At 65.5% G+C, this 17,932-nt stretch carries 17 protein-coding genes and 1 pseudogene; 5 read left to right on the top strand and 13 right to left on the bottom strand.

The window, feature by feature from the left end:
* Window positions 1–10 precede the first annotated feature (10 nt).
* The 4 genes from AC5Y47_RS09545 to AC5Y47_RS09530 are packed head-to-tail and all read right to left on the bottom strand — an operon-like array spanning window position 11 to window position 3,483.
* Window positions 11–745, bottom strand: coding sequence for an SDR family NAD(P)-dependent oxidoreductase (locus AC5Y47_RS09545; protein WP_499943707.1), 735 nt, complete (start codon window positions 743–745; stop codon window positions 11–13).
* Window positions 742–1,290 (bottom strand): TetR/AcrR family transcriptional regulator, encoded by a 549-nt coding sequence (locus tag AC5Y47_RS09540; protein ID WP_499943706.1) that lies wholly within the window; start codon window positions 1,288–1,290, stop codon window positions 742–744. The genes AC5Y47_RS09545 and AC5Y47_RS09540 overlap by 4 nt, the downstream gene beginning before the upstream one ends.
* Window positions 1,287–2,471: a cytochrome P450 gene (locus AC5Y47_RS09535; protein ID WP_499943705.1), complete on the bottom strand. Its 1,185-nt coding sequence runs from the start codon at window positions 2,469–2,471 to the stop codon at window positions 1,287–1,289. Before AC5Y47_RS09535 ends, AC5Y47_RS09540 begins: the two co-directional genes overlap by 4 nt.
* Before the next feature lie 7 nt (window positions 2,472–2,478).
* Window positions 2,479–3,483, bottom strand: coding sequence for a glycoside hydrolase family 6 protein (locus tag AC5Y47_RS09530; RefSeq protein ID WP_499943704.1), 1,005 nt, complete (start codon window positions 3,481–3,483; stop codon window positions 2,479–2,481).
* 219 nt (window positions 3,484–3,702) lie between these two features.
* Here AC5Y47_RS09530 and AC5Y47_RS09525 point away from each other — a divergent pair, with 219 nt between their 5' ends.
* Window positions 3,703–5,364: a catalase gene (locus tag AC5Y47_RS09525; RefSeq protein ID WP_499943703.1), complete on the top strand. Its 1,662-nt coding sequence runs from the start codon at window positions 3,703–3,705 to the stop codon at window positions 5,362–5,364.
* A gap of 1 nt (window position 5,365) precedes the next feature.
* On the opposite strand, the gene AC5Y47_RS09520 is transcribed toward AC5Y47_RS09525, so the two are convergent.
* Both AC5Y47_RS09520 and AC5Y47_RS09515 read right to left on the bottom strand, forming a co-directional pair.
* Window positions 5,366–5,851: an SRPBCC family protein gene (locus AC5Y47_RS09520; RefSeq protein WP_499943702.1), complete on the bottom strand. Its 486-nt coding sequence runs from the start codon at window positions 5,849–5,851 to the stop codon at window positions 5,366–5,368.
* A 3-nt stretch (window positions 5,852–5,854) separates the two neighbouring features.
* Entirely contained in the window at window positions 5,855–6,193 is a 339-nt protein-coding gene (locus tag AC5Y47_RS09515) for an ArsR/SmtB family transcription factor (RefSeq protein WP_499943701.1), read from the bottom strand.
* A 94-nt stretch (window positions 6,194–6,287) separates the two neighbouring features.
* Between AC5Y47_RS09515 and AC5Y47_RS09510 the strand changes: the two genes are divergently transcribed.
* On the top strand, window positions 6,288–7,208 hold the full coding sequence (locus tag AC5Y47_RS09510; RefSeq protein WP_499943700.1) for an SDR family NAD(P)-dependent oxidoreductase: 921 nt from the start codon (window positions 6,288–6,290) through the stop codon (window positions 7,206–7,208).
* Between the two features lie 7 nt (window positions 7,209–7,215).
* Here AC5Y47_RS09510 and AC5Y47_RS09505 read toward each other — a convergent pair whose 3' ends face one another.
* The gene (locus AC5Y47_RS09505) at window positions 7,216–8,031 is read right to left on the bottom strand and encodes an SDR family oxidoreductase (protein WP_499943699.1); all 816 of its coding nucleotides are present in this window, start codon (window positions 8,029–8,031) and stop codon (window positions 7,216–7,218) included.
* Between the two features lie 85 nt (window positions 8,032–8,116).
* Window positions 8,117–8,788 carry an HD domain-containing protein gene (locus tag AC5Y47_RS09500; protein ID WP_499943698.1) on the bottom strand — a complete coding sequence of 224 codons (672 nt, stop codon included), beginning with the start codon at window positions 8,786–8,788 and terminating at the stop codon, window positions 8,117–8,119.
* A 173-nt stretch (window positions 8,789–8,961) separates the two neighbouring features.
* On the opposite strand from AC5Y47_RS09500, the gene AC5Y47_RS09495 reads away from it, so the two are divergent.
* Together AC5Y47_RS09495 and AC5Y47_RS09490 are read left to right on the top strand one after the other, a co-directional pair.
* Entirely contained in the window at window positions 8,962–9,987 is a 1,026-nt protein-coding gene (locus AC5Y47_RS09495; RefSeq protein ID WP_499943697.1) for a fused (3R)-hydroxyacyl-ACP dehydratase subunits HadA/HadB, read from the top strand.
* A 190-nt stretch (window positions 9,988–10,177) separates the two neighbouring features.
* A complete protein-coding gene (locus tag AC5Y47_RS09490; RefSeq protein ID WP_499943696.1) occupies window positions 10,178–12,133 on the top strand; it encodes an aconitate hydratase in 1,956 nt (651 codons plus the stop codon).
* A 154-nt stretch (window positions 12,134–12,287) separates the two neighbouring features.
* On the opposite strand, the gene AC5Y47_RS09485 is transcribed toward AC5Y47_RS09490, so the two are convergent.
* From AC5Y47_RS09485 to AC5Y47_RS09470, 4 genes are all read right to left on the bottom strand, one after another.
* Window positions 12,288–13,757 carry a DUF2786 domain-containing protein gene (locus tag AC5Y47_RS09485; protein ID WP_499943695.1) on the bottom strand — a complete coding sequence of 490 codons (1,470 nt, stop codon included), beginning with the start codon at window positions 13,755–13,757 and terminating at the stop codon, window positions 12,288–12,290.
* Window positions 13,758–13,875: 118 nt separating this feature from the next.
* The gene (locus AC5Y47_RS09480) at window positions 13,876–14,592 is read right to left on the bottom strand and encodes a hypothetical protein (protein ID WP_499943693.1); all 717 of its coding nucleotides are present in this window, start codon (window positions 14,590–14,592) and stop codon (window positions 13,876–13,878) included.
* Window positions 14,593–15,128: 536 nt separating this feature from the next.
* Window positions 15,129–15,656, bottom strand: coding sequence for a DUF488 domain-containing protein (locus tag AC5Y47_RS09475; RefSeq protein WP_499943691.1), 528 nt, complete (start codon window positions 15,654–15,656; stop codon window positions 15,129–15,131).
* Between the two features lie 96 nt (window positions 15,657–15,752).
* Complete coding sequence (locus AC5Y47_RS09470; RefSeq protein WP_499943690.1) at window positions 15,753–16,151, bottom strand: ArsI/CadI family heavy metal resistance metalloenzyme; 399 nt, start codon at window positions 16,149–16,151, stop codon at window positions 15,753–15,755.
* Window positions 16,152–16,254: 103 nt separating this feature from the next.
* Between AC5Y47_RS09470 and AC5Y47_RS09465 the strand changes: the two genes are divergently transcribed.
* On the top strand, window positions 16,255–16,614 hold the full coding sequence (locus tag AC5Y47_RS09465) for an Rv2640c family ArsR-like transcriptional regulator (protein ID WP_499943689.1): 360 nt from the start codon (window positions 16,255–16,257) through the stop codon (window positions 16,612–16,614).
* A 324-nt stretch (window positions 16,615–16,938) separates the two neighbouring features.
* On the opposite strand, the pseudogene AC5Y47_RS09460 reads toward AC5Y47_RS09465, so the two are convergent.
* Window positions 16,939–17,932 (bottom strand): annotated as a pseudogene (locus tag AC5Y47_RS09460) (hypothetical protein); the annotation flags it as partial.

Genomic DNA, 17,932 nt, shown 5'->3' with positions numbered 1-17,932 from the left:
AGCTCGCGGATCAGCCGGCACCCTTGCCGTTGTCGACTCGATAGACCGCGCCGTGGACGGCCGCGGCGTCGTCGCTGGCGAGGAAGGCGATCACGCGGGCGACGTCATCGGGCTGCATCATCCCGCGGGGCGCGGCCGAACGCATGATCAGGTCGTAGTTCGGGTCCTCGGGCGCACTGAATCGCTCGATCTGCGGGGTCATCATGCCGCCGGGGCATACGGCCTTGACGCGCAACCGATCCGCGGTGTACTCGACGGCCAGCGCCCGGGTCAGACCGATCAATCCGTGTTTGGCCGAGCAGTAACCGGCGGAATAGGCCTGGCCTTCGACGCCGGCTATGGAGGCCACGTTGACGATATTGCCGCCGCGGGCCAGCAGGTGTGGCAGCGCGGCCCGGCACAGGTAGAACGGGCCGTTCAGGTTGACCGCGAGGTCTTGGGCCCAGTCGTCGTCGCTCATCGACTCGGTGCGGCGCATCTGGTGCCGGCCGGCGACGTTGACCAGCACGTCGAGTCCGCCGAATTCCGCGACGCATTGTTCGACGGCCCCGCGGCAGGCCTGCGGTTCGGTCACGTCGACGACGGCGTACGCGCCTGCGTCGGCGAACACCTCGCTGAGCCGGTCTTCGTCACGCGCAATGCCGAAAACCTTTGCGCCGCGCCGGGAGAAGAGCCGCGCCGTTTCCGCACCCAACCCGGACGACGCGCCGGTCACCAACACGATCTTGTTTTCGAACGATGTCATGAATTGCCTTTCGACGTAGCTTGCGGTGAGACGAACGGAACCAGCACATCGTCGACGAGGCGGACGATCAACTCGTCGTCGATCGGGTCCCCGGTCACCAGCAGACGGTGCCACAGCACGCTCTGACCGAGCTCGCGGGCAATCTCGACGGGCACGTCGGCGCGCACGTCGCCGCGGGCGATCCCGCGGGCCAACAGCTCGCTCATCTCCTTCTTGCGCCAGCCGATCACGTCGGTGCGGAAGGCCTCGGCGAGTTCGGCATCGTGTGTCGTCGCACCGATCGCGGCCCGGATGACGCCGGCACGCGGACCGGTGAACAGCTGTGCCCACCCGCGCAGGATCGCCAGCATGTCCTGCCGGTAACTGCCGGTGTCCTCGTGCGGGATCGCGGTGACGGCGATGCGCAGCAGGGTGTCGCGCACCAGCGCCCGACCGTCCGGCCAGCGGCGGTAGAGCACCGGCTTGCTGGTGCCGGCGGCCGCGGCGACAGCTTCCATCGTGACGCCCGCCGCACCGTGCTCGGCGACGAGTGAGGCGTGATTCACGCAGTCGGCGAGAAGACGACCGGCATCGATTCCAGGCCGCTGACGAAGTTGGCCGGGCGCAGCGGCAGCTCGGCGCCGTCGGCCAGGGTCAAGTCCGGCATCCGCCGCAACACCGTGCCCACCATGGTGGACAGTTCCAGCCGGGCGAGCTGGTTACCCAGACAGAAGTGGGTCCCGAAGCCGAATGCCAAGTGGTTGTTGGGGTTTCGGCGGATGTCGAACTCCTCGGAATCGGTGAACACCGCCTCGTCGAAGTTGGCCGACTCGAACAGCAGCATGATCTTCTCCCCGGCATGAAGATCGGTGCCGTGAAAGACGTTGTCGGCGGTCAAGGTTCGGCACATGTTCTTCACCGGTGACGTCCAGCGCAGCATCTCCTCGATCGCCGAGCCGAGCAGATCCGGCTCGGCACGCAGCGCCGCCCACTGCTCGGGCCGCTGGATCAGGGCGGCGACCCCACCGGACAGGGTGTGCCGGGTGGTCTCGTCACCCCCGATGAGAATGAGCAGGGTCTCAGCGGTGATCTCGTCGTCGGACAGCCGGCGCCCATCGATCTCGGCTGCCACCAGAACACTGACCAAATCGTCGCCGGGATTTCTGCGGCGCTGCCCGATCAGGTCCTGCATGTGCTGGTTGTAGGCGCCCAGGGACGCCATCGATCGTGTCAGCAGTTCGGGGGAAGCCGTGGAGCTCAGCGCGACGACCATGTCGTCGGACCACGCCAGGAACATGTCGCGCTCCTCGGGCAGTACACCGAGCATGTCGCCGATCACCGCCATCGGCAGCGGCGCGGCGATGTCGGCCACGAAATCGCACTCACCTCGTTCGCAGACCGCGTCGACCAGCGCCTCACACAGCGAACGAATCGAATCTGCATGTGCAGCAACACGTTTGCGGGTGAAGCCGGTGTTGACGAGTTTGCGTCGCAGCAAATGGGCGGGGTCGTCCATGTCGATCATGTGCAGCAGCGGCGGAGTGGCGGGCCGGATGCCGCCGGCATTGGAGAACAGGCCCGGATCTCGTTCCGCATCGATCACAGCCCGGTAGCTGGCGGCGGCGGCGAGCCCGTTGCGATCCCGGAAGACCGGCCGGTGGGTGCGCATCCAGCGGTAGGCCGCGTGCGCCTCGCCGCTCGAATAGAACCGCCCGTCGGTGAGGTCGACGTCGGGCGGTGTCAACACTGTCTGCTTACTGGCCGGCGTTTTGACCCAGCTCGATGGCGTAGGAACTCACGAAACGTCCGGCCGACGGCCCGCCGTTGCAGGATCCGTCGGACTCTCCCGGCCGCTTGATCCAGAGATAAGCATCGGCGTGCCCGCCGGCGGTGGCCGTGGTGGGCGGGGTGCCCAGCGCCCGGCCACTGGGGTTGCACCAGCTCAGCGCGGAGTCGGGTGCGGGTCCGGCACCGTTGCGTCCGGTGTCGATCACGTAGTGCGCGCCGCCCGTCATCCCGGAAATGGCTTCGCCGTAGCCGGTTTCTTCATCGGTGGTGAAGAAGTTGGACACGTTCAGGCTGAAGCCGCGCGCGTGGCCGACGCCCGCGGCGTTGAGCCGGTTGGCCATTTCCTCCGCGCTCACCCAGCGCGAGTGCCCGCCGTCGACGTACACGGCGGCGTTCGGATCACGGGTCAGCGTGTCGACGGCGTAACGGACCAGGTTGTAGCGCTCTTGGCGCTGGTCACCGGACAGGCAGTCCGCCATGGCGAGCGCGTCGGGTTCGACGATGATCGCCACCGGCGAGGCGCCGAGGCCAGAGGAGATCGAGTCGATCCACGCGCTGTAGTCCGCTCCCGAGGAGAAGCCGCCGGAGGCGTAGCTGCCGCAGTCGCGGTGCGGGATTCCGTACAGGGTGATGATCGGCATGCTCCCGGCGGCCTGCGCCGCACCGACGTAACTGGCGACCCGGCCGCCGACGGAGCCGGCCGGAAACGCCTGGTCGAGCCAGTACGACTGGGGGGTGTTGGCGATGGCGGTCAGCTGGGCGCTGGGTGGATTGGCCCCGCGCGCGGCGTTCATCGCCGCCGAACCCGGGTCGACATAGAAGGGCTGCCCGGCCAACGGGTTGCCCGCGTCGACCAGACGCATCGCTGGGGCGGAACCGCTCGGGGTAGCCGTGAAAGCTCCCGCGGCAACGGCCGCCACGGCCAGGCAAGGGACGATCGATCGCGCGACTGCACCAGCAGCTGAGAACATCACGAAAGCAAAATAGTGCCGAACCGTGATAATCGCCAGCGAATCGAGGTTCTAGCAGCCGTGCCCCTCACATCGCCGAGGTCGGGTACGACCATCGCGGCGCGGGTCGGCGTAGGTTGGGTGGCACGGAGCCCGCGCGAACCGCCTGGCGATGTTCTGAGTTTCAGCACGACAGCCAGGGGTAAGCCGTGCCGAGCCGCGAACAACCAGGAGTAGCGCATGACCGACGTTGCCGCTTTGCCGCCCGATCCCGACGACACCCGGGACATCCTCACCGACCGGCAAGGCCACCCGATCTACGACAATCAGAACCAGCGCACCATCGGTGCCCGCGGGCCGGCCACCCTGGAGAATTACCACTACCTGGAGAAGATCAGCCACTTCGACCGCGAACGCATACCGGAGCGGGTGGTGCACGCTCGAGGCTTCGTCGCCTACGGCTACTTCGAAGCGACCGGAAAGTGGGGCGACGAGCCGATCGCGAACTACACCAGGGCCAAGCTATTCGCCGAACCGGGCAAGCGCACCGACCTGGCCATCCGGTTCTCCACCGTCATCGGGGGCCGCGACTCGTCGGAGGCGGCGCGCGACCCCCGCGGGTTCGCGGTCAAGTTCTACACCGAAGACGGCAACTGGGATCTGGTGGGCAACAACCTCGGCGTCTTCTTCATCCGCGACGCGGTGAAGTTCCCCGACGTCATCCATGCGCTCAAGCCGGATCCGGTCACCTTCCGACAGGAGCCCGCCCGCATCTTCGACTTCATGTCCCAGACCCCGGAGTCGATGCACATGCTGGTCAACCTGTTCTCTCCCCGCGGCATCCCGGCCAACTACCGCACCATGCAGGGCTTCGGCGTCAACACCTACCGGTGGGTCAACGCTGACGGGGAGTCGCGCCTGGTGAAGTACCACTGGATGCCCAAGATCGGCGTGCAGAGTCTGACCGAGGCGGACGCCGCGGCCATCCAGGGCCAGGACCTCGGCCACGCCAGCCGAGATCTCTACGAGGCCATCGAGAACGGCGACTTCCCGGAATGGCAGCTGCTCGTGCAGATCATGAGCGATGACGACCACCCCGAGTTGGACTTCGACCCGCTCGACGACACCAAAGTGTGGCCCGAGAACGAATTCCCACCGAAGCTGGTCGGCACGATGGTGCTCAACCGCAATGTCTCCAACTTCTTCAACGAAAACGAACAGTCCGCTTTCGGCACCGGGGTGCTGGTCGACGGGCTGGAGTTTTCCGACGACAAGATGCTGGTCGGGCGGACGTTCTCCTATTCCGACACCCAGCGTTACCGGGTGGGTGCGAACTATCTGCAACTGCCGGTGAACCAGCCCAAGCACGCCAAGGTGGCGACCAATCAGCAGGGCGGACAGATGCAGTACGGCGTCGACAACAACGGCGCCAATCCGCACGTCAACTACGAGCCGTCCATCACCGGCGGCCTGCGGGAGGCCACCAGCCCCCTACCGGACGAGGTCGGTCCCGAGATCCGCGGGCGGTTGACCAAGAAGCGGATTCCGCGGACCGACGACTACACCCAGGCCGGACAGCGTTATCAGCTGATGGAGCAGTGGGAGAAGGACGACCTGGTGCTCAACCTGGTCGACGGCATCTCCGAGGCGGTGCGCGAGGTCCAGGAGCGCATGGTCTGGCACTTCCTGATGTGCGACGACGAGCTCGGCACCCGGGTCGGCGAGGGGCTGGGCATCACCCCGGACGACGTGCGGCATCTGGAGCCGTTGAGGTCCCAGACGCTGTCGGAGGACGAAGAGCAGCGTCGGGCCAACCTCGGCAAGAACGGACCGCGCGACGTCGCAGGGCTGACGATGACGCACTGCGTGCCCAACAAGCACGTCGCCGCGGCACAGTCCTAGGTCAGGCGGCGAGCAGGTCGTCGATCTGGTTGATCGCCGCCGACGCGCCCTCGACCACGCCCATGTCCAGCACCTGCTGAAGCGCCTCGGCGGATGCGTACGTGCTGACGAATACCGCGCGGGTGCCGCCGTTGTGCTCGGTGAAGGTGTAGACGTTGCGGGAGACCGGCAGCTCGGGGTTGGGGTTGAGGTCCGAGTCGGCGAAGCCGTCGACGAAGGAGAAGCTGGTCGGCTCGTCGACCGCCGTGACCTCCCAGTACCCGGCGTGCTTGTCGCCCTCCGGCCCGGTCATGTAATACGTGACGCGACCACCGGGCGTGAGGTCGTGATCGACCACAGTCGCCGGATAGGTCGGCGGCCCCCACACTTTCTCCAGTTGACGCGGGTCGGCGTAGATCTGCCAGATCCGCTGCACCGGGGCCGCGAAGTCGGCGGTGATGGTCAGGGTCAAGTTGTCGAGGTCTTGTTGGACGTCGGTCACGGGCATGGTTCAGTCCTCCTTCGGGTCCGATGAGATGAGTTCGTCGATACTCGCGACGCGATGCCGCCAGATCTGTTCCAGCTCGGTGAGCATCGAGGCCACCGACCGCACCGCTGTCACGTCACCGCTGGCCAGCTGCTCGCGACCGGTGCGTCGCTTGGTGAGCAGGCCGGCCCTCTCCAGCACGGCGACGTGTTTTTGGACCGCGGCGAAGCTCATCTCGTAATTCACCGCGAGCGCAGAAACCGAGTGCTCCCCGGTCAGTACCCGGCGCATGATGTCGCGCCGGGTCCGGTCGGCGAGCGCGTGGAACAAGGCGTCAGCCCTGTCCTCGATGTCCACGGTCACGAGTCCAAACATACAACCAATCGGTTGTATGTTGTCAACCCCTCGCCCTTCTGTAGTCCGGCATAGACCCGCCGGTTGTGGGTATGCGGGACGGATGAGCGAATCTCCTTCTGTCGCAGGCAGCACCGTGGTGATCACCGGGGCGTCCAGTGGTTTCGGTCGCGGCACGGCTTTGGAGCTGGCCCGGCGGGGCGCGAAAGTCGTTGTGGCAGCACGCCGTCAGCATGTCCTCGACGAGCTCGCCGCCGAGATCGAGGCGGCCGGTGGGACGGCCGTCGCGGTTCCGACCGACGTCAGCGAAGCCGGTGACATAGCCAAACTCGCCGCTGTGACGCTGGAACGGTTCGGTGGCTTCGACGTCTGGATCAACAACGTCGGCGTCGGGGCGCTCGGATTGTTCTGGGACATCCCCATCGAAGACCACGCCCGCCTCGTCGACGTGAACCTCAAGGGTCTGATCTATGGGACCCACGCCGCGTTGCTTCAGTTTCGCGCACAGGGCAAGGGCACCTTGATCAACATCGGTTCGGTGGACAGCGAAGTTCCGTTGGCCTACCAAAACACGTACGCCGCCACCAAGGCGGCGGTGCTGAGCCTCGGACGTTCGTTGACCGAGGAATTGCGACTCAACGGTGACACCGACATCAAGGTCGCCACCATCATGCCGTGGGCGGTGGACACACCGTGGTGGACGCACGCGGCGAACTACACCGGCCACGCACCGCGGATGGCGGCGATGGACGACCCGAAGATCGTCGTCGAAGCCATCGTGAAAGCCTGCACCGATCCGAAGGAACAACAACCCGTCGGGGTGAAAGCGCACGCCGCCAACATCTCTCACGAACTCTTCCCGGGCCTCACCGAGCGGATGTCCGGCAAGACCGCCAAGTCGGAGATCGAGAAGGCCGACCCGGTGCCGCGCAACTCCGGTTCCATCCACGAACCGATGGCCGAAGGCACCACGGTCGGCGGCGGGATTCGCGACCGGATGAAGCGCGAGGACAGCAGCGACTGACGAGCCGCTAGTGCCCGGAGAATTCGTCCATCGAGTTGTAGACGCCGACGCGGCGTAGGTAGAGGTCCCGCAGCCGGATCGGCAGCACCGCGGTCAGGACCTTGTTCATCTTCGACGTCCACGGCATCACGACGAACGGGTCACCGGCGAGCATCGCGGCCCAGGTGCGGTCGACGACGTCTTCCTGCTCGAGCATCGGCGTGAACAGGATGCCCTTCGCGCCGTCGAACATGCCGGTGTTGATGTAGGTCGGGCAGACAGTGGTGACCTTCACCTGGTCGTGGCCGGCCTGTTCCAGCTCGAGCCGTACCGAGTCGGAGAAGCCGATCGCCGCCCACTTGGAGGCCGAGTACGCGGCCATCCGGGGGATGGCGTTCAGACCCGCCGACGATGCGATGTTGACGACACGACATTGGATGTTGGACTCGATCATCGCCGGCAGGAACTCCCGCAGCACCCGCATGGGGCCGATGGAGTTGACTTCCATGGTCAGCGTGAAGTCGCGTGGTTCGTTCTCCCAGAAGTAGCCGTTGCCGCGCACGATGCCCGCGTTGTTGAACAGCACATGGATCGCGCCGACGTCGGTACGGACCCGTTCGGCAGCCTCGGCCACCCGATCCTGCGAGGTGACGTCGACGGTGTCGTAGTGGACCTTGCCCCCGGCCGCTTCCAATTCGGTCGCGGTCTCTTTGAGCGCCGCCTCGTTGGCGTCCCAGAGGACCACCGAAGCGGCGCTTTCCTTGACGGCATTGGTGGCAAAGAGTTTGCCGAGGCCCATCGCGGCCCCGGTGACCAGAACGTTGGTTCCCTTTACGGACTCCATCTGCTGAGCTCCTCTACGGCGTCGTGCGCGAAGCGATCGGATAGCTCTATATACCCCGTTCGCGCACCGCCGAAGAAGAATTTCGTCAGACGGTATTCGCGACGGCTCGGTCGGCCCAACCTGAGTCCGCCACCACATCGGTAAAGTCGATCCGCGGTCCGTTGTTGATCGACTCGTGCAGGTGCGCGGGGAACGAGAACGGGGGCGCTTTCCCCGGATTGGCCCGAACGTCCTCGGCGATGGCCCGGGCGATCGCATAACCCAGATCGAGGCGGGGCCATCCGGCCAGCACCCGATCGGTGAAACCGGTTGAGAGACGGTGCCTTTCCCTGCCGTCGATATCCAGCGAGATTCCGCGGTGCGCGGAGGACTGGACGGGGCCGAAGCGATGCGCCAGACCGACACTGGTGTGCAGCGCGATCGCTTGCCACACGGTGTCCAATCGGTCGTCGGGCAGCGCGTGCTCGCGGAGGAAACGCACGGCGGCATCGGCTCCCTCGACCTCGAAACGCTGATCACCCGCGCCGTAGGCGGTCACACCGAGGTCGTGCAGGATGCAGGCGAGGAAGAGCAGTTCCTCGTCGTAACCTGCGCCGCCGTCAGCGGCGGCCAATTCTCGCGCGAACAGGTAGCTGCGCACGCAATGATTGGCTAGATACGGCGGTGAGACGTCGTGCAGTAAGGCCATTGCGGCCGAACAGATTTCCGTGTCCGGGAATGCCCACTGGACGAGCTGGCCAGTGTTGAAGTCGCTCATCAGATCACCGTGCCGAACCTGCACGGATCTGTACCAGTGGGTTCATTGCCAGAATCCGCCGGGATCTGGACAGACTTACCGGGTCGGCGGGCGGCAAAGGGTGTCACCGTGCACTGCCTGGTAGGTGCCCGCGTTAGTGTGCTGGGGTCTGCCTCAGAGAAAAGTTGAATTTGATGACCACAGCAGAAGCGTCGGCGATCGAATCACGGGTCGGCCACTTCTACCAGATGGACAACACCTACCTGGTCGGCCGGGAGAAGGTACGCGAGTACGCCCGTGCCGTGCAGGACTATCACCCTGCACACTGGGACGTCGCTGCCGCCGCCGAGTTGGGATATCCGGACCTGGTGGCCCCGCTGACGTTCACGTCGGTGCCGGGCATGGCCTGTAACCGGCGCATGTTCGAATCCGTCGTCGTCGGCTACGACACCTATGTGCAGACCGAAGAGGTCTTCGAGCAGCACCGCCCCATCGTGGCCGGCGACGAACTCGTCGTCGATGTCGAACTGACGGCCGTGCGCAAAGTCGCCGGCCGAGAACTGATCACGGTGACCAACACCTTCACCGACCTCTCCGGCGAGCGGGTCCACACCCTGCACACCACCGTCGTCGGTGTCACGACCGAGGAGGTCGATCCCGCCGTCAAGGCCGCCGTGCAGAACGCGATGATGCACGACGTCAAGGTGATGGTGAACGAGGCTGACGACGCGTCCTACCGGAAGACCGTGCGTCCCGACGGCGAGATCCGGATTGCCGACGGAGGCGACCGCACCCCCGGGACGCCGTCCTTCGATGATCTGCAGGTGGGCGACGAGCTGCCCTTACAGACCGCCCATCTGTCCCGCGGGGACGTGGTGAACTATTCCGGCGTCGCCGGTGACGCCAACCCGATCCACTGGGACGAGAACCTCGCCAGGCTGGCCGGGCTGCCCGACGTGATCGCGCACGGGATGCTGACCATGGGTCTGGGTGCCGGATTCGCCTCAGCGTGGTCGGGTGACCCGGGAGCGGTCACCCGGTACGCGGTGCGGCTGTCGGCGCCCGCGATCGTGTCGGCCATCGAGGGCGCCGACATCGAATTCAGCGGCCGGGTCAAGTCGTTGAACCCGGAAACCCGCACCGGTGTCGTCATCGTCGGCGCGAAATCGGGCGGGCGGAAGATCTTCGGGTTGGCGACGCTGGACGTGCGCTTCCGCTGACCCGGCGGTAGCGCGTCTGCTGACGCAAATGTTCTTAGGCACAACAATATCGGGTTCGCGCGCGGACTGAATGCGACAATCCGGGTTTCCGATGCAGCTGTCGGCAAGTTTCGCGCGGGCCAAACCGGGTTACGCACTGCATTGATGGCGGCACGGACAGGGTGCCCAGCATCGCAGAGAAAGTCCAACGATGACGGCCAACGTGACCGAGAAATTGATCGATTCGCATCTGGTCTCAGGTGAGCTGAAACCGGGTGAGGAGATCGCCATCCGGATCGACCAGACGCTGACCGAGGACGCGACGGGCACGCTGGTGATGCAGGAACTGGAAGCGCTCGACCTGGACCGCGCCCAAACCGAGGTCAGCGTGCAATACGTCGACCACAACTTGCTGCAGACCGACGAGAAGAACGCCGAGGACCACGAGTACTTGCGTACCGCCGCGCAGCATTTCGGCTTGTGGTTCTCCAAGGCGGGCAACGGGGTGTCGCACCCGACGCACATGCAGCGCTTCGGCATTCCCGGCAAGACGATGGTCGGCTCGGATTCGCACACGCCGGCGGCGGGCTCGCTCGGCATGCTGGCGATCGGGGTCGGCGGTTTGGAGGTGGCCGTCGCCATCGCGGGCAAGCCGCTGCATCTACGCATGCCCGAAGTGTGGGGCGTGCGGCTGGAAGGCGAACTGCCGCAATGGTGTTCGGCCAAAGACGTGATCCTGGAGATGTTGCGCCGCCATGACGTCAAGGGTGGGGTGAACCGCATCATCGAGTACTACGGGCCGGGATTGGCCAGTGTTACCGCGATGGACCGACACGTCATCGCCAATATGGGTGCCGAACTCGGCGCCACCACGTCGGTGTTTCCCAGCGACGACGCCATCCGGGACTTCCTGCGCGCCGAGGGCCGCGAGGATGACTGGGTCGAGCTACTGGCGGACGACGGCGCGGACTACGACGTCGACGAGACCATCGATCTTTCCGAACTCGAACCCTTGATCGCCAAACCATCGTCGCCCGGCAACGTGGTACCGGTACGGGAAGTAGCGGGCGAGCCGATCGGCCAGGTGGTGATCGGGTCGAGTGCCAACCCCGGCCTTCGTGACTTCGCGATCGCCGCGGCGATGGTCGACGGTCGTCAGACCTCACCCGAGGTCAGCTTCGACATCAACCCGACCTCGCGCCAGATTCTGGCCGACCTGATGTCCATGGGTGCGACGACCTCCCTGGTGATGGCCGGTGCCCGCATTCACCAGGCGGGGTGCATGGGCTGCATCGGAATGGGTCAGGCGCCGGCGACCGGACACAACTCGCTGCGCACCATGCCACGCAATTTCCCGGGCCGGTCGGGCACCAAGGAAGACAAAGTGTGGCTGTGCTCGCCCGAGACAGCCGCCGCTTCGGCGCTGACCGGAGTGATCACCGACCCGCGGGACTGGGCTCGCGACGAAGACGTGGAGTACCCGACGTTGAATCTCCCGGAGAACAGCAGCGTCAACACCGCGATGCTGGTGCCGCCGTTGGACCCTGACGAGGCGGCGGAGGTCGATCCGGTCAAGGGGCCCAACATTTCTGGGCTGCCCGACCTGGAGCCAATTCCCGACGAATTCGAGGCCCCGGTGCTGTTGAAGGTCGGTGACAACATTTCCACCGACGAAATTTCTCCCGCTGGCGCCCGCGCACTGCCGTTTCGGTCGAACATCCCGAAGCTCGCGACGTTCGCCTTCACCCAGGTCGACGAGTCCTACCCCGACCGCGCCCAGGAGACCGAGGAAACCGGCCACGTCATCGTCGGCGGCGACAACTACGGTCAGGGTTCCTCGCGCGAGCACGCGGCCATCGCGCTGCGCCACCTCGGGTTGCGGGTCGTCATCGCGAAGTCGTACGCCCGCATCCACTGGCAGAACCTCGCCAACTTCGGGGTATTGGCGTTGGAGTTCGCCCATCCTGACGACTACGACAGCATCGAGCAGGACGACACCTTGGCGTTCAGTGACCTTCGCGAGGCGCTGGACAGATCCGATCGCATTACCGTCAAGAACGTCACGCAGGACACGACAATTGAAGTGTGTCACCGGCTTTCGCCGCGACAAGTCGAATACATCCTGGCCGGCGGACTTATCCCGCAGTTGACGAAGGAAGACGACTGACCCCGCTGGAGCATTCGGACGAACCCTTGGCTTTGGGTGTGAACACTGGGCTTTGCCGGGGCAGCCTTGGCGGGATTTCGCGTCGTGGCCTCACGCCGAAAGCCGCTGCGTCACAATCAAATCCGACACCGAAATCGTGACGCAGCCAAACGTCTTACGCTGCCGCAGGAAACGGTGCTCTGCCGGTGAAGTCAAGGTTAGACCCAGAACACCGTTCCCCGGCGCGACCTCGTTCCGCGAAGGTGCGCTCGAGCCTCGCCTGGCCAGTGGCCAGGAAACCCCAGCGACACCGACGCCGTTGTCGGACATGCCTTAGTTTGGCTAGCCCGCTATCGATTCGCGCACGTCGAGCAAATGCCATATCCGCCGCCGCGCGCCCGGCGCCCCAGCCGGCGCCGTTGGACGCTGCCACCGGATGCGGCCTCGTCGATGGGAACAGACGGGCGGTGAACTCCTCGACCTTTTGGCTGGTGGCCGCCAGAACGGGGAGCAGCCGACGATCTTGTTTGATCTCTTCGGTGACCGATGCGCTGGTGCTGTCGAGCCGTTCGCCGATGCGCTGGGCGTAGGCGACGAGGAACGAATGCCGAAACGACCGGGTTCGGGTCTGACCGTCGGCGCCGCTGCGTCGTCCAGCAGCGAGCATGGCTCGGTTGGCTTGCACCAACAGCGATGTGGTGAGTAGCTCGACCAGGTTGAGGTCGGTGTCGGAACCGACGACGGTGGCCAGTCCGAGATTCTCCACCCACACTGCGCGACAGCGGTTGGCTTGGCATACTGCGTGCACCAGCACCGCCTTGGCAGCGGCGTAGGGATTCTCGATCCAGATCCGTCGAGCACCCGCCACCGGCGCCCGGCCACGGTCGTGATCGGCGATCGCTTCATGTAGCGAGTGCCTGCTCATCAGTTCTTGCGCCTTGGCTGAGAGGGCTTCCGCTTCGTCGGGGAATCCCGTGGCCTCGGCCTTGGCCAGCAAAGCGCGCACCTTGGCGAGCGTCTTCTCGTCGACGTTGCTCACTGTCGATGGGATGTGTCTGTAGGCACCGGGTGGCGGCAACAGAACCGCGAGGGCAGGAAGTCTCCCGAGCAGAGTCAACACTGCCAGGACGGCGGTCAAAGCTGCATGGCGGTCGACGCCGTTCGCCGTTGCCCAGCGCCCCATCTGCGGTACCTGCGCTACGGGACCGACGACGGTTGCAATATCGGCGAGGTCCGACCGCCATTTCGGGTGCAGTGTCGCGACCGCGTACCGCTGGGACTCAACGACGATGGCCTCGTCGAGGTAGCGGGCGTCGGCTGACTGCAACTTGCGTCGGGCGATCTCGTGCAGGTCCGAGGGCAACCAGCCGTGCTCCCAGGCCGCTCTGATCGCCTCTTGCACGGCGAGCTCGGCCGCAATGTCGAGGTCACTTTCGGACGTCCCGTACTCGGCGAGAATGTCAGCGGCGTGCCGTGCCGCGTGGTCATCAGGACACGAAGCGGCCTGGCTCAAGGCCAAGACGAGGCGTTGAAGGAGTAGCACCCGGTCCGGACCCGGGGAAAAGCCAGCGCGTTCTCGTCCGGCTGCGCCCCGACGCCGGTTCTTCTGCTTGGCTGCCCGCTTCTCACGGTTGCGTCGACTCATGCTTGGAGTCTGCCCACGGGGTGTGACAACTTTCGGTTGCAGCGCCGTCGGCTAGAGCGGATGGCGGGTCACCCGCGAACTTCACCTTCAGCGGTGGTGAGCCAGTGAGCCGATCGGCTCACTCCTCGACGGCGTTTTGGTCCAGATTTCGATTCGAGGGCACCGTCGACCGCGGCGACCGTCGCCGCGGAATCCGGTCTGCGATGCCACTGAGTGAGTTGATCATCCTGTTGAGGGTGTCGACAGCAGACTCCAGGGTGTCAGCCGTGGGTGTCAACCTCTCCACCGCGGGCGCCAGCCGGCTCAGGATTTCAGCGGCTTCGGTGAATTGTTCGAGCGGTCCATCCTTTGCCAGCAGCTTGTCGATGACACCGTCCTGTGCGAACATCCGCTCGATAACGCCGTCCTCTGCGAATATCCGCTCGACCGGCCCGTCCTTGGCGAGCAGCCGATCTGCGAGCCCACCGGGCTCCAGGATCCGCTCCAGGGCGCTACCTTCGACGGATACCCGATCGAGAAGTCCGCCGGGTGCGGTCAACAGGTCGACAACTCCGCCCGCACGCATCAGCTTGTCCGCCGGCCCGCCGCGGGCCAGAGCGCGCCCCATCGCCCTGTCGCTTTCGGTGAATTCGGCAACTCGATTGGCGCCCACGATCGCGCCCCGCAGCGGAAATACGTCGGTAATCGAGTCTGCTGTCTTCGGGGCTTCCCCGCCCAAGGATTGCTTCACAGCCCCGAGCGCGATGGTCGCAGTGGCGAGTCCGGCGTCGGCCACCGCGACACCGGCCCGCGCCGGGGCCATCGCTACGCCGGCGATGAGTTTGCTGAGGTTCACCCGACAAGTGTATGGCGCGGGTGTCGTCTTCGGGGGCGACGGGACCAGCACGGCTGACAGTGGTCCGTCGACGCCTCCGCCATTCATCCACGCCGGAGCGCCAAATCGACTGCAAAATGTCATTTTTGGCTGCATCTACAGATACTGCTGGACGGGTTGTTGCGCACTGCCTCGCGCCCGTTGAATCGCGGGAGATCGCTACATGTTGCTCGTATCGCACTTCCAACGGCAACGGCACGAGACGTCCTGCGTCACATGACAAGTGCCCCACAGTGGTCCGAATGTGCGCGCTGCGTCGATTGGTTTGCTGGTCGGAGAAGGCGAACGAGAACTGTTCGCGCAGATTGGATTTCACGACCAGGCCGGTCGGATTTCGACACGCCACCACGGCACAGTGTCGTCGAGCAGACTCATTGCGCGGCCGACCTGAAGGGGGCCGACCCCGACCCTATTGCCGATGTCTCCGTAGGCCGTGCGGAGCCAAAAGGAAGGGTTTGGACGTCTTCCGGACATCATCGACGATGCTCACCTAGTCCTCAGCCAGCGGGCGGGTAGGTGAGGTGGCCGTCATCGACATGGGCGAAGTCGCTCAACGTCGCTCGGGTTGTGGTCGTTGCGGACATAATGTGGCGGACCTCGGCTCCAGCGACGATCAGCGCATCGGTGATCAGCCTGCGGTGACAGCGCCAAGGAACCGCCTCGCTGCACATGATCGCCGGACGTTGCTGGTCGCTGAGCTCGAGCAGCTCGCCCAGTCCATCGGCGAACTCGGTGGTTTGCATGTAATCGGCGTAGTCACGGAACGCCTTGACTCGCCACGCACCGTTCGGGCTTTCGACACCAGCCGGGGTATGACGCCGGCCACCCAGTTTCTGAATCCATCGGTAGCCAATGTCGGCCGGCATCTCCTCGATTATCGCCGCTTTGTTCCACTGCGGAAACTTCCGTGACGCCGGGTAGGAGCGCACATCGACCAGAACGGTGATCGCGGTGCCGCGCAACATGGCGATTACGTCCTCGAACGCGCGTGTTGAATGACCGATCGTCCAGACACGAGGGGCCATCTTGAAACCTTCCCTGCGGTCGTAGGCGATCCGAACGCATCGAGCATTTCCCCCGGGGCGACGGCGATCGCCGTGCCGTAGCAGCCCGCCAACGGATTATCGACGGTGTTGGGAGCTGATGCCGAAGGTGTCGGAGTCGGCGAGCACGGTGTAGATCTCCCACTTCTCCGCGCCAGGCCCGGTGACCCAGACCTTGTCCTGGGTGGCGAAGCAGCAGGTGGTGCCGAACTCTTCCTCGGTGAACATGCCGACGTCGGTTAGCCGGGCGATCTCGGTGTGCACGACGTCACTGGACTCGACCTCGACCCCGAGGTGATTCAGGGCGCCGCCCTGGCCGGGGTTCTCCAACAGGACCAGCTTCAGTGGCGGGTCGGCGATCGCGAAGTTGGCGTACCCCGGTTTGATCTTGGCGGGCTCGGCGTTGAACAGCTTGGAGTAGAACGTGATTGCCGCGTCGAGGTCATCGACGTTGAGTGCGAGCTGAACACGAGACATCGGAGCCACCCTCTAAGTTGTGAGACATATATCGAACTTGCTGATCCGTTCGACTGTGTCTACCTTTTTGATATATGTCAAGACAGAGTGACAGGATGGTGTGATGCCGAAAGCGTTGCCGGTGATCGATATGACCTCACCGGTGTGTTGTGCGCCGGTCGCGTCGGGCCCGATTAGTGATGCCGATGCGTTGCAGGTGGCGTTGCGGCTCAAGGCGCTGGCCGATCCGGTGCGAGTGAAGATCGTGTCGTATCTGTTCAGTTCCCCGGTGGGAGAAAAGATTTCCGGCGAATTAGCAGCCAGCCTGGATTTGAGTGAATCGACGGTCAGTCACCATCTGACCCAGCTGCGCAAAGCCGGGTTGGTGACCTCGGATCGTCGTGGCATGAACATGTTTCATCGGGTGCGTCCCGAAGCGCTGCAAGCTCTATGCACCGCCCTGGATCCGAACTGCTGCCGGTAGAGAGCCTCTCGAAAGGTTCTCGGCTGGGAGTTGGGCGGTGTGGTCTGCTGCGGAATGTTTGTGATGGCAAAACACGTCGTGACCTGCCGGGCAGGGATAGCATCGCGCCCGTTGGGCGGGTGAGTGGGGCAGTTCCTGGGGGTCTCCTGACGACCAGGCTGGTGATAATCCCTAGGGCGAAGAGTGGTGCACGGTGTCGGTGGCGCCGCCGAATTTACCAATGCTGACGACGGAGGCGAAGAACGCGAAGACTGGTCGGCGCGTCACTGGGCCTTTGGGTTCTTGCCCGAAACAGATCGTCGGATTTGTGCATTGGCCTCGTCGTTACGGAAGCTGACCGGGGTCTCCCCCCTCGCCTCCGTCGCCTCCTGCACCAGGACCGTGGTCCGGGGGTTCCCCAGGTCCGCCCGCAGTCCCGGGGTTGCCGGGGACGGTGACTGCACCGTTGGAGCTGGAGCCGCCGGCGCCACCGTTGCCCCCGTTGGCGCCGCTGCCGCTTGCGTCTAAGAACGGAAAGTCCGAGTCATAGCCATCGCCGCCTCCGCCCCCAACACCGCCATCACCGCCGAATCCACCCCTGCCGGAAGTGCCATTACCGCCGTTGCCGCCGAAGCCACCGTGACCGCCGTCGCCGGCCGAACCACCCGCGTCCAAAACGCCGCCGCCGGGGCGGCCGTCACCGCCACGGCCGCCGTCACCGCCCGATGCCCCGGTGCCCCCATTGCCGCCGGAGCCGCCGATCCCACCCGCGCCGCCGTCGGTGAAGGGAAAGCCACTACTGTCCCCGCCGCTCCCGGCTTCGCCGCCGTCGCCGCCCGCGCCGCCGTTCCCGTTGCGCACCGTTCCTGCGCCTCCGTCGCCGCCGTCGGCGCCTTGACCTCCCCAGCCGCCGCCGCCGCCGTTGCCAAACGAAGTCGTAGCCCCATTGGCGCCGGCTCCACCGGCGCCTCCCTTGCCGCCGTCTCCGCCAGTGCTACCCGCGCCGCCGAGCCCAGCCCGTCCGCCATTGCCACCGTCTCCACCCCGGTCGCCGTCGCTTGCTACGCCGCCGTTACCGCCGTTACCGCCGTTACCGCCGTTGCCGCCGGCGCCGTCGGTGCCGGCCGGGGCGAAGGGCCCGCCACCGGCGTGGCCGCCGGCCCCGCCGTCACCGCCTCGGCCGGCGTTGCCGCCGTTACCGCCGAGGCCGGTACCACCGCCGGCGGTGCCCAGAGCACCGTTGCCGCCGATGCCACCGGCCCCACCATCACCGCCGTTACCGTTGGCTCCGCCGCCGCCCAGGAACGCCTCACCGCCGGCGCCGCCCTCACCGCCGTGG

The organism is Mycobacterium sp. NGS22 (assembly GCF_059813095.1).
Note: the sequence above shows the minus strand (reverse complement) of the source record. Positions and strands in the feature narration are given on the sequence as shown.